This window comes from Pseudomonas sp. CFII64 (assembly GCF_000416235.1).
Taxonomy (GTDB): Bacteria; Pseudomonadota; Gammaproteobacteria; order Pseudomonadales; family Pseudomonadaceae; genus Aquipseudomonas.
The window spans coordinates 137,152-148,950 of record NZ_ATLO01000039.1; the positions used below are offsets into that span (position 1 = coordinate 137,152).

The 11,799-nt window shown below is 59.3% G+C and carries 7 protein-coding genes; 5 read left to right on the forward strand and 2 right to left on the reverse strand.

The features are described from left to right. Positions 1 to 216 precede the first annotated feature (216 nt). Positions 217 to 615 (forward strand): DUF6632 domain-containing protein, encoded by a 399-nt coding sequence (locus CFII64_RS17860; RefSeq protein ID WP_020292218.1) that lies wholly within the window; start codon positions 217 to 219, stop codon positions 613 to 615. A gap of 240 nt (positions 616 to 855) precedes the next feature. Here CFII64_RS17860 and CFII64_RS17865 read toward each other — a convergent pair whose 3' ends face one another. Continuing rightward, positions 856 to 3,783: a membrane-targeted effector domain-containing toxin gene (locus CFII64_RS17865; protein ID WP_020292219.1), complete on the reverse strand. Its 2,928-nt coding sequence runs from the start codon at positions 3,781 to 3,783 to the stop codon at positions 856 to 858. A gap of 180 nt (positions 3,784 to 3,963) precedes the next feature. Here CFII64_RS17865 and CFII64_RS17870 point away from each other — a divergent pair, with 180 nt between their 5' ends. Together CFII64_RS17870 and tadA are read left to right on the forward strand one after the other, a co-directional pair. Beyond that, positions 3,964 to 5,337: a multicopper oxidase family protein gene (locus tag CFII64_RS17870; protein ID WP_020292220.1), complete on the forward strand. Its 1,374-nt coding sequence runs from the start codon at positions 3,964 to 3,966 to the stop codon at positions 5,335 to 5,337. Beyond that, a complete protein-coding gene (tadA, locus tag CFII64_RS17875) occupies positions 5,337 to 5,819 on the forward strand; it encodes a tRNA adenosine(34) deaminase TadA (RefSeq protein ID WP_020292221.1) in 483 nt (160 codons plus the stop codon). The genes CFII64_RS17870 and tadA overlap by 1 nt, the downstream gene beginning before the upstream one ends. A 17-nt stretch (positions 5,820 to 5,836) precedes the next feature. Here the strand turns inward: tadA and mltF are convergent, their stop codons facing one another. Continuing rightward, positions 5,837 to 7,297, reverse strand: coding sequence for a membrane-bound lytic murein transglycosylase MltF (gene mltF / locus CFII64_RS17880; RefSeq protein WP_020292222.1), 1,461 nt, complete (start codon positions 7,295 to 7,297; stop codon positions 5,837 to 5,839). A 201-nt stretch (positions 7,298 to 7,498) separates the two neighbouring features. Between mltF and purL the strand changes: the two genes are divergently transcribed. After that, positions 7,499 to 11,395, forward strand: coding sequence for a phosphoribosylformylglycinamidine synthase (gene purL, locus CFII64_RS17885; RefSeq protein WP_020292223.1), 3,897 nt, complete (start codon positions 7,499 to 7,501; stop codon positions 11,393 to 11,395). A gap of 4 nt (positions 11,396 to 11,399) precedes the next feature. Continuing rightward, the gene (locus CFII64_RS17890; protein ID WP_020292224.1) at positions 11,400 to 11,711 is read left to right on the forward strand and encodes a YqfO family protein; all 312 of its coding nucleotides are present in this window, start codon (positions 11,400 to 11,402) and stop codon (positions 11,709 to 11,711) included. Positions 11,712 to 11,799 lie beyond the last annotated feature (88 nt).

The following is an 11,799-nucleotide window of genomic DNA, read 5'->3' on the forward strand; positions in this document are numbered from 1 at the left end:
CGGGTAGCCGCAGACCCGGCAGCTCGTGGGGAAAGACCAATGAAGTGATGGGTTCGTGTTGAACGTCGTGCTGCCGGCGGCAGGAATATTCGGTCCTCGGCAGCCTCATCCGCTATCACGACTGACGGTATCGGTTGACGGGATCTGCGTTCGCGCAGCGTCCTATACTTGTTGGCGTCCAGTTACGGCGATACACGCCGCGATAAGGAGCCTGCCATGGACGACACCCAAAGACTCGCCGCCTTGCGCATCGTTTTGATTGTTGTCGGTCTGATCGCCGTGTTCGCGATCTGGCCGCTGATGATCCTGTGGCCGTCCGGCTGGACGTGGCACAGCGGACATTCTGATTACCCGCTGATGATCGTCGGCATCTACGCGACGCTTGGCGTGTTCCTGCTGATGGCGTCCCGCGACCCGCTGAAACATCTGAGCCTCATCTGGTTCACGGTGTGGTCGAGCGTCGTGCATGGCGCGATCATGGCCGTGCAGTCTTTCGGCGTCGGAATGGATGGAGTGCCCCAATCAGGCCATTTAATCGGTGATGTGCCTGCGCTGTTCATTGTCGCGGCGGCGCTGGCTTTGTTCACGCCGCGTCGTGACAAGGCCATTGGCTGAGATGAGAGCCTGTCAAAACGGCCGGGATAACCATCAAGGTTGCCCGGCCTGTTTTTGCCTTGCCCTGCCTCGTTCGTGACGTTTTCACACAGTCTGCGCAGGACCGGGTTTAGCCGGGAGGAGGCCGGTACATTCGCAGCAGTTGCGTGGACAGGCCTTGCGCCCTCCCGGCTAAAGCCGCTCCTACGGGATACGCTCCCGCTCAAGACCCACCCCCAGCTGGCGCGACAGAGTGGGCGCTCAATTAACGTTTTTCATCCCGATCAGCTCAAGCGCGGCGATCAGTTCGCCGATGCTATTGAAGGTACGCTTGCTGATGGCGGGCCACTGCGGGCGATCTATGGAAACCTTGCCGAAACGGGTTTTGATTCGGGTCCGCACCACGGAGTTGTCCTTGCTGCGATGCACCAGCATCGGCTCGCCCGAGCTTTCGTCAATGATGAACATTCCCGGCTGGACCACGAGCCGGTCACTCGGCATTCTGCCAAAGGTTCTGGAAACGACAACCTGCAACCTGAAATCGCTTTTCACGAAGCTGTCAGGTTCGCCGATGTCGCCGGGCATGTTTCGCCCCGGGTCAATCGTAAAACCCTCCGGCTGTCCTGGTGCAACGTCCTCGACCCGCAACCCGATGCCGCCTTCGAGTTCGCTGATCCCGGCGACTCCCCGATAAGTGCTGGCATGTGAGTTACCCACCAAAGCGATCCACTTGCTGTTTGCTCCGCGATTCACTGCGTCAGCTCTGATGACTGAATGTGCGATGAAATTCATCATTTTGTTTCGCTCCAGGCCAGTCGGATCCTGCATGCCATCCAGCCGGTAACTGGCCATACAATCAATGGCCTGGACGCGTATCTGGTTTGCCCTGGCATCCTTGATAACGCGCAAAAACGTGTATTGGCCTGACGGGTCGGTGCCGTGGCCCAGATCCATATTTTGCAAATACTGCTCCAGTTTCGGGCGCATGCGCCCTGAGTGGGCGAATTCGTTCAGATCGGCCTGGTGAAAATCAGTGAGCAGGTGCTCCATATACAGCGTGCGCACTTTGAGTTTTTTCAGCAGCTTCATGTTGTCGATCAAGAAGCGTTTGCTGCCGATTCCCGAATGGCTCTCGCCGATGACCAGGCCGTCGCTGTTGCTGAAAAACTTGCCGAGGGCGGATTTGCTGGATGACCGGGCTTCAAGTTCCGGCATCTGTGCCCTGGCTGGCAATTCCACCTGTTCATAAAATTCGCAGGCGTCGTTACCCAGGCGTGCTCTGATCGCTCTGAATTCCTGATAGGGATCGCGCCAGTTGCTGCTCATCGGCATCATATCGCCACGTAAAACAGAGCGATCGCTGCCATTGGCGCCTTTGATGACATCCGCTTTCATTGACTCTGGGACTTCGTAAATGCTGATGGCCGAGGTTTGCGGCGGCGTTGTGGGCGTTCGCAATATCCGGGACGCCCCGGGACCGCCGCCGCGAAGACCACTGCGACCGACCACTTCCCAGTGGCCGGCCGGATCAAGCCGGACCGGGAGATTGTCGTAAAAAGAGAACGGGTTCTCTGGGTCGATAATCACCCAGCTGTTCATTTCATTGACGTAGCGCACCTGGTAAAAGCTGCCCTCGAGTGCGATGTAGGTTTCTTGATTGGCCAGTTGATAAATGCCACGCATGCGGCCAGGTTGCGTCGATGGAGTAGCGTCTGCGAACAGATGGTTGCTTTTGACCCGGCTGAGCAGATCTGCATGTGCTGATTCTGTGTCGACGGGTGCATCGTCAGAGGCCGGGCCTACGCTATTTTTCACATCGTCTAAAACCGGTTGCAGATTGACCTCTTCGCGGGGCGGGATCAGCGTTTCTGGCTCATATTCGTTCAAGTTCGATAGGCCGGCATCAAGCAAAAACAGGCTGTTGAGCAACGTATCCACAGCGCTGCCAATTGCACCGATGACGCCCGCCTTACGCTCGGCCGTGGTGTGACCGTTAACCGCCTGATCGATGTTCAACCCCATGTCCGCCAGCCCGGCACCGACCACCGCGAGGGCAACGGGCCAGTCAAGCGCGGCGAGCGGGCCCAGTACATGGGAAAAAGCATTGAGGTAGCCAATCCACATTTGTTTGCGCAAGTCGCCGTTGGAGCGCAAGGAAAAGTCCGCATCCGCAGTCATGCGATGACGCGCGGCGTCGCGCAACCAGGTAAACGCATCAACACCAAGGTCGTGGTCATGCTGATTCAGCAGGCTGTTCGGGGAAGCATTTGCCTGTGAGGCGAGCAGGTCCATCAGGTGATTGAGGCCTGCATCGGGATCATTCTCATGACGCGCTGCCAACGGGAAATGCGCCAGGAACCGTGCCCGGTCGCCGGGATTTGTGGTGCTGTCGATCAGCCACTGCCGAAGGTTTTCCGGTGTTTCGAAAGCCTGGAACGCAAAGGTCTCGCCGGGGATGTAGATAATCTGCCTGCCAGTCGAGGTCACGATGCGCAGAATGTCACTGGCTTGATGCCCGCCTATGTCAAAGGCAGTAACGCGTAGTTCCCCCGGCGCAGGAGACGAGGCAGTCAGCATGGACGCGTCAAAAGGGCTGCGCACAGTGTCGGCCACGGCTTTGAGGATTGCCTGGAAGTCGGCGCGGCGCAGGTGTTCGCTTTGCCATTCTTCCAGCGCCTTGGCGAGAAAGTTGGCTTTGGCCATCGTCCTGAAATCGTCGGAACAGTCGCGCCAGAATGAGGTGAGTCGGGTCCGGAATTGGGTGCAGAAATCAAGTTCCCAGAAGTCATTCATGATATCGACGGGCAGCATTTTGACTTCGTTGCTGACGTCATACCTGCCAGCTTGAGCGTCGGCGGTATAGAAGCCGCTCATCACTTGCAGGTCGTCAGCGTTGTCCTGATCCTGCGCGTTGAATCGATGTAAGACCAATTGGGGCAGGGTCATGGACTCAACGGGTGTCTCCACATGTCGCCATCCATTGAACGTCAACGGGTTGCTTTGCGAGGTGGTGAAGCGGTGCCAATAGACGGTGTCAGGCTCGATGTCGGTGCCGGTATGTTTTTTGAGCAGGTTTATGGCGATATCGCGGGCCATCTGCCGCATGTCCGGACAAGCATCGACAAGACGATGGCCCATTGATTTCAGCTCGTCGATGACCACGAGCGGCGGTGTGCTGACAGTAAGCATTGTGAATTTCTCTGAGGTCGGAATCCGCCGAGCGTCTCGCGATTTGTTGCTCCAGAGGCGCTAAATATTTAGTGCGACATCGACGCCCTTATTTTTTGCCAAATGCAGGTGTATCGTATTCGCCCCTCGCATCGACTCTCAGATGCGGTCGTCAGTGGTTTTCCAGAGGTTGCTGTGTCTATGTCGTTCACCCGTCGCCAAATACTCGGAGGCCTGGCCGGTCTCGTCGTGATCGGTTTGGGCGCGGGTGGCGCGTCGCGTTATTGGCTGGGCCGACGCGGACCGGGGGAAGGGCATGATTTCGAACTGATCGCCGCGCCGCTGGATGTGGAACTGGTCGCCGGGCATCAGACCCCGGCATGGGCGTTCGGCGGGTCGGCACCCGGCACCGAGCTGCGTGTGCGGCAGGGTGAATGGCTGCGTTTGCGCTTCATCAATCACCTGCCGGTCGAGACCACCATCCACTGGCACGGCATTCGCCTGCCGCTGGAAATGGACGGCGTACCCTACGTTTCGCAGTTGCCGGTGAAGCCGGGCGAGTATTTCGACTACAAATTCCGTGTGCCCGATGCCGGCAGTTACTGGTATCACCCGCACGTCAGCAGCAGCGAGGAGCTGGGCCGCGGGCTGGTTGGCCCATTGATCATCGAAGAGCGCGAACCGACCGGGTTCCTGTACGAGCGCACGGTCAGCCTGAAAAGCTGGCATGTGGACGAAGTCGGCGCGTTCACCGAATTCAGCGTTATCCGCGAAGCCGCCCGCGAAGGCACGGCCGGTCGACTCTCGACGCTCAACGGCGTGCCGCAGGCGGTGATTGATCTGCCTGCCGGGCAGATCGTCCGCGTGCGCCTGCTCAATCTCGACAATACCGTGACCTATCGGCTGAATATTCCGGGCGTCGAAGCGCAGATCTATGCGCTGGATGGCAATCCGATAACGCCGAGGCCGCTGGGCAAGGATTACTGGCTGGGTCCGGGCATGCGTATTTGTCTGGCTATCAAGGCGCCAGCCGCTGGCCAGGAGCTTGCGTTGCGCAACGGCCCTGTGCGGCTGGGAACCTTTCGCTCGGTTGCCAATAACGACGCGCCAACCCAATGGCCGCCGCAGCTGCCCGCCAACCCGGTCGCCGAGCCGGACCTGGAGAACGCCGAAAAACTCAACTTCAATTTCGAATGGGTCGGCTCGGTGTCGGTCAATGTCGATAACGGCAAACCACCCAGCCTGTGGCAGATCAATGGCCAGGCTTGGGATATCACCGACAAGACCTGCGCAGATCGGCCGATTGCCAAACTGGTGTTGGGCAAGAGTTACATTTTTGAACTCAAAAACATGACTCAGTATCAACATCCCATCCATCTGCATGGTATGAGCTTCAAGGTGATCGGCTCCAATCGTCGAGAGATCATCCCGTATTTCACCGACACCTTCCTGCTGGGCAGGAACGAACGCGCGCGAGTCGCGCTGGTGGCGGATAATCCTGGGGTGTGGATGTTCCACTGCCATGTGATCGATCACATGGAAACCGGGCTGATGGCAGCAATCGAGGTTTCGTAATGCGGCAACCGCACATCATCGATCGCAGCCGCGATCAGGACTTCATGCGCGAAGCGCTGGCATTGGCGGCCGAGGGTGCCTTGCTTGGCGAGGTGCCGGTCGGCGCAGTGCTGGTTCAGGATGGCGTGATCATCGGGCGTGGCTTCAACTGCCCGATCAGCGGCAGCGATCCCAGCGCCCATGCCGAGATGGTCGCGATCCGCGCCGCCGCCCAAGCGGTCAGCAATTACCGTTTACCCGGCAGCACGCTGTACGTAACACTTGAGCCGTGCAGCATGTGTGCGGGGCTCATTGTCCACTCGCGCGTCGCTCGGGTGGTGTATGGAGCGCTCGAACCCAAGGCCGGCATCGTGCAAAGCCAGGGACAGTTTTTCAGCCAGGGGTTTCTCAATCATCGCGTGTTGTTTGAAGGCGGCGTGCTGGGCGAGGAGTGCGGGGCGATGCTGAGCGAGTTTTTCAGGATGCGGCGCGCGAAGGGCTGATCCAACAAGGTATGCGCTTAGAGCGGCGGGTTTTCTTCCGGTGGTTTGACCTTGTTCACGCCTGGCACATGCAGATTGCTTTCGGCGACCTGGCTGCCCTCCAGTTGCGGCTGGGTTACCCACGTCAGGATGTCGTAGTAACGGCGAATGTTGGCGACAAAACTGACCGGTTCGCCGCCTCGGGCGTAGCCGTAACGGGTTTTGCTGTACCACTTCTTCTGTGACAGGCGGGGCAACATTTTTTTAACGTCAAGCCATTTATTGGGGTTCAGGCCCTCGTTTTCCGCCAATTTACGCGCATCGTCCAAGTGACCGCCACCAATGTTGTAGGAAGCGAGAGCAAACCATGTGCGATCCGGCTCTTTTATCTTGTCATCCAGCTGATCTTTCACGTAGGCAAAGTACTTCGCCCCGCCTTGAATGCTTTGTTTGGCGTCCAGCCGGTTGGATACGCCCATGGCCTGCGCCGTGTTTTGCGTCAGCATCATCAGCCCGCGCACGCCGGTCTTGGAAGTGACGCTGGGTTGCCACATGGATTCCTGATAGCCGATGGCCGCCAGCAGTCGCCAGTCCACCTGTTCTTTCTTGGCAAACGTCTGGAAATGCTTCTCGTATTTGGGCAATCGTTCCTGCAGGTGCTGAGCGAAGGTATAAGCGCCGACGTAACCGAGCACGTCCACGTGGCCGTAATAACGGTCCTTGAGGCGTTGCAGCGTGCCGTTCTTCTGCACCTTGTCGAGGAATGAATTGATCTCGTTGATCAGGCTATTGTCTTCACCGAGCGCCACGGCCCAGCGCTGCTGCCGGCCCTCGCCAAGATCGAACGCGACTCGCACATTGGGGAAATACACCTGATTCATCGCCAGTTCGTTGGAATCCACCAGCGTCAGGTCAATCTGACCTTCATCGACCATGCGCAACAGGTCGACGACTTCGACAGCGTCGGATTCTTCATATTCTATGGCGGGATTTTTCAGTTTTAGCGCGGCGAGTTGCTCGGCGTGGCTGCTGCCTTTGAGCACGGTGATGCGTTTACCCACCAGATCGCCGGCGTCAGTCGGGCGCGACTGGCCATTGCGGTAGATGACTTGCGGGGTGACATCCAGGTAGGGGTGGGAAAAACGCACCTGTTTTTTGCGCTGTTCGGTGTCGATCAAACCGGCTGCCGCGAGTACCGGGCCGCCCGGTTTCTGCATCTGGTCAAACAATTCGTCGAGGTTGTCCGAGGTTTCTATTTTGAGCTCAACCCCCAGATCTTCGGCGAAACGCTTGACTAATTCGTACTCGAAACCGGTTTCACCGTTGCGATCCTGGAAATAGGTCGCCGGGCTGTTGCGGGTGATAACGCGCAGAACGCCATCCTCCTTTACTCGCTCCAATGTGGTGGGTTTATCCACACAGGCGCTGAGCATCAGGAAGAGTCCGGTTGCGATGAGCCATTTGGCACAACGAGGGCGGAAATCTGATTGGGGAAACATCGGTGCAGTATACGCAAAGGACACCGGTCGCCATATCTCGACAGCGAAGGCGGCGTCTGATAGAGCGGGCGTTTTCTTGCACCTGGCAGGCGCGCCGACGTTCGGACAGCGGCAAGTTGGCCGTTTTGGGTGCCGAAAGGGCCGGTTTAGGCTAGAATGCACGGCCTCAAAGCACACCCCCTTCCCGAGGCTGTCCCGAAGATGTTGACCCTGCGCGGTGCTCCTGCCCTTTCTGCCTTTCGCCACAGCAAATTACTTGAGCAGCTGAAACAAAAAGTTTCAACTGTCAGTGGCTTGTACGCTGAATTTGCCCACTTCGCCGAGATTGCTGGCGATCTGACTGGCGAGGAACAGGAAGTTCTCGTTCGCATCTTGAAATACGGCCCAAGCGTGCCGGTTCAAGAGCCAAGCGGCCGGTTGTTCCTGGTATTGCCTCGTTTCGGCACCATTTCACCTTGGTCGAGCAAGGCCAGCGATATTGCCCGTAACTGCGGCCTGGCGAAAATCCAGCGCCTGGAACGTGGCATCACCTTCTATGTAGAAGGCCAGTTCAGCGAAGCCGAGGCGCAAGTCATCGCCGGCTGCCTGCACGATCGCATGACGCAAATGGTGCTGGGATCGTTGCAGGAAGCCGAAGGGCTGTTCACCCATGCCCAACCCAAGCCGTTGATCGCCATTGATGTACTGGGCGGCGGACGTGCTGCGCTGGAGAAGGCCAACGTCGAGTTGGGCCTGGCGCTGGCGGAAGATGAAATCGATTATCTGGTCACCAGCTTCGCCGGTCTGGGGCGCAACCCGCACGACATCGAGTTGATGATGTTCGCCCAGGCGAACTCCGAGCACTGCCGCCACAAAATCTTCAATGCCAGCTGGGACATTGACGGCGAGAGTCAGGAAAAAAGCCTGTTCGGCATGATCAAGAACACCTATGTCATGCACAGCGAAGGCGTGCTGTCGGCTTATAAGGACAACGCTTCGGTCATCGTCGGCAGCGTAGCCGGCCGTTTCTTCCCGGATCCGGAAACCCGCCAGTACGGTGCGGTGCAGGAGCCGGTGCACATTTTGATGAAAGTCGAAACCCACAACCACCCGACGGCGATTGCCCCGTTTCCTGGCGCATCGACCGGTTCGGGCGGCGAAATTCGCGACGAAGGCGCAACCGGACGCGGTGCCAAGCCCAAGGCTGGCCTGACCGGCTTCACCGTTTCCAACCTGCAGATCCCCGGTTTCGAACAACCCTGGGAAGTGCCGTACGGCAAGCCTGAGCGTATCGTGACCGCGCTGGACATCATGCTCGAAGGCCCGCTGGGTGGCGCGGCGTTCAACAATGAATTCGGTCGTCCGGCGCTGACCGGTTATTTCCGTACCTTCGAACAATCCATCACCACGCCGCACGGCGATGAGGTTCGTGGCTACCACAAGCCGATCATGCTGGCGGGCGGCATGGGTAACATCCGTGCCGAACACGTACAGAAAGCAGAGATCACTGTCGGCTCCAAGCTGATCGTGCTGGGCGGTCCGGCGATGCTGATCGGCCTGGGCGGCGGCGCGGCATCGTCGATGGCCACCGGCACCAGCTCTGCGGATCTGGATTTCGCTTCGGTGCAGCGTGAAAACCCCGAGATGGAGCGTCGTTGCCAGGAAGTCATCGACCGTTGCTGGCAGCTGGGCGAAAAGAACCCGATCAGCTTCATTCACGACGTCGGTGCCGGTGGTTTGTCCAACGCCTTCCCCGAGCTGGTGAACGATGGCGGTCGTGGCGGTCGCTTCGAGTTGCGCAACGTGCCTAATGACGAGCCGGGCATGGCCCCGCTGGAAATCTGGAGCAACGAATCCCAGGAACGCTACGTGATGGCGGTGGGCGCAGCAGACTTCGAGCGCTTCAAGGCCATTTGCGAGCGTGAACGCTGCCCGTTCGCGGTCGTGGGTGAGGCCACTGAAGAGCCGCAACTGACCGTGACCGACAGCCATTTCGGCAACAACCCGGTGGACATGCCACTGGAAGTGTTGCTGGGCAAGGCGCCACGCATGCACCGTTCGGCTGATCGCGAAGCGGAGCTGGGCGATGATTTCGACCCGAGTACCCTCGATATCGAAGAAAGCGTGCAGCGCGTTCTGCATCACCCGGCCGTTGCCAGCAAAAGCTTCCTGATCACCATTGGCGACCGCAGCATCACCGGTCTGGTCGCTCGCGATCAGATGGTCGGTCCGTGGCAAGTCCCGGTTGCCGACTGCGCCGTGACCGCCACCAGCTTCGACGTCAATACCGGCGAAGCCATGGCCATGGGCGAGCGTACTCCGCTGGCGCTGCTCGACGCTCCGGCGTCCGGCCGTATGGCCATCGGCGAAACGCTGACCAACATCGCGGCCTCGCGCATCGGTAAAATTTCCGACATCAAATTGTCCGCCAACTGGATGTCCGCTGCCGGTCACCCAGGTGAAGACGCGCGCCTGTACGACACCGTCAAGGCTGTCGGCATGGAACTGTGTCCGGCGCTGGGCATCACCATTCCCGTGGGCAAGGACTCGATGTCCATGAAAACCCGCTGGAGCGATGAAGGCGCCGAGAAGACCGTTACTTCGCCGATGTCGTTGATCGTGACCGGTTTCGCGCCGGTGCTGGATATTCGCCAGACTCTGACGCCAGAGCTGCGCATGGACAAGGGCATCACTGACCTGATCCTGATCGACCTGGGCCGTGGCCAGAACCGTATGGGCGCTTCAATCCTGGCCCAGACCCACGGCAAGCTCGGCCGTATCGCGCCGGACGTTGACGACTCCGAAGACCTCAAGGCGTTCTTCGCCGTCATCCAGGGCCTGAATGCCGACGGTCACTTGCTGGCTTACCACGACCGTTCTGATGGCGGTTTGCTGGTGACTGCGCTGGAGATGGCTTTCGCTGGTCATTGTGGCCTGAACCTGTACCTGGACGGTCTGGCAGAATCCGCCAGCGAACTGGCTGCGATTCTGTTCAACGAAGAGTTGGGTGCAGTCATCCAGGTTCGTCAGGATGCCACGCCGGACGTGCTGGCCCAGTTCAGCGCCGCAGGTCTTGAAGATTGCGTTGCAGTGATCGGTCAGCCGGTCAACAACGACGAAGTCGCCATCAGCTTCAATGGCGAGCCGGTGTTCGGCGGCCAACGTCGCTTGCTGCAACGTCAATGGGCTGAAACCAGCTACCAGATCCAGCGTCTGCGTGACAACGCCGAGTGCGCCGATCAAGAGTTCGACGCGCTGCTGGAAGAAGACAATCCGGGCCTGAGCGTCAAGCTGGGCTTCGACGTCAACGATGACATCGCCGCGCCGTACATCAAGACGGGTGTTCGCCCGCAAGTGGCGGTGCTGCGTGAGCAGGGCGTCAACGGTCAGGTGGAAATGGCAGCAGCGTTCGACCGCGCCGGTTTCAACGCCATTGACGTACACATGAGCGATATTCTCGCCGGTCGCGTCGATCTCAATGACTTCAAGGGCATGGTTGCCTGCGGTGGCTTCTCGTACGGCGACGTGCTGGGTGCCGGCGAAGGCTGGGCCAAGTCGGCGCTGTTCAACGCGCGTGCCCGTGATGCTTTCCAAAGCTTCTTCGAGCGCCAGGACAGCTTCACCCTGGGCGTGTGTAACGGTTGCCAGATGTTGTCCAACCTGCACGAACTGATTCCGGGCACCGAGTTCTGGCCGCATTTCGTGCGCAACCGCTCCGAGCAGTTCGAAGCGCGCGTGGCCATGGTGCAGATCCAGGAGTCGGCGTCGATCTTCCTGCAAGGCATGGCCGGTTCGCGCATGCCGATCGCCATCGCCCACGGTGAAGGTCACGCCGAATTCGCCAACGACGAAGCGCTGGTCGCTGCCGATGTATCCGGCACTGTAGCCCTGCGTTTTGTGGACAACCACGGCAAGGTGACCGAAGCCTACCCGGCCAACCCGAACGGCTCGCCGCGCGGGATCGGTGGTCTCACCAGCCGCGACGGTCGCGTCACCATCATGATGCCGCACCCTGAGCGTGTCTTCCGTGCCGCGCAGAACTCGTGGCGTCCGGAAGACTGGAACGAAGACGGCGCGTGGATGCGCATGTTCCGCAACGCGCGGGTCTGGGTGAACTAAGGCCGTGTACAAGCTGGCGTTCTTTGTTCCGCCGAGCCATGTCGAGGCTGTCAAACAAGCCGTATTCGCCGCTGGAGGAGGGCGAATCGGGGCGTATGACAGCTGCGCATGGCAAACGCTGGGCCAGGGTCAGTTCCGCCCGCTGGATGGCAGCAAGCCATTTATCGGGCAGAGCGGCGTGGTCGAAAGCGTGGAGGAATGGAAGGTCGAGCTGGTCGTGGCTGACGCGCTGATTCAGCAGGTGGTGGTGGCTCTCAAGCAGAGCCATCCCTACGAAACGCCGGCTTACGAGGTTTGGCGGCTGGAAGCATTCTGAACACTGGGACTACCGCCTTGAACTGCCCCCCAAAATTTGGACGGTTTTGTTAAGCGGCTCGCGGATGAATCCGCTCCTACGAGTCGGC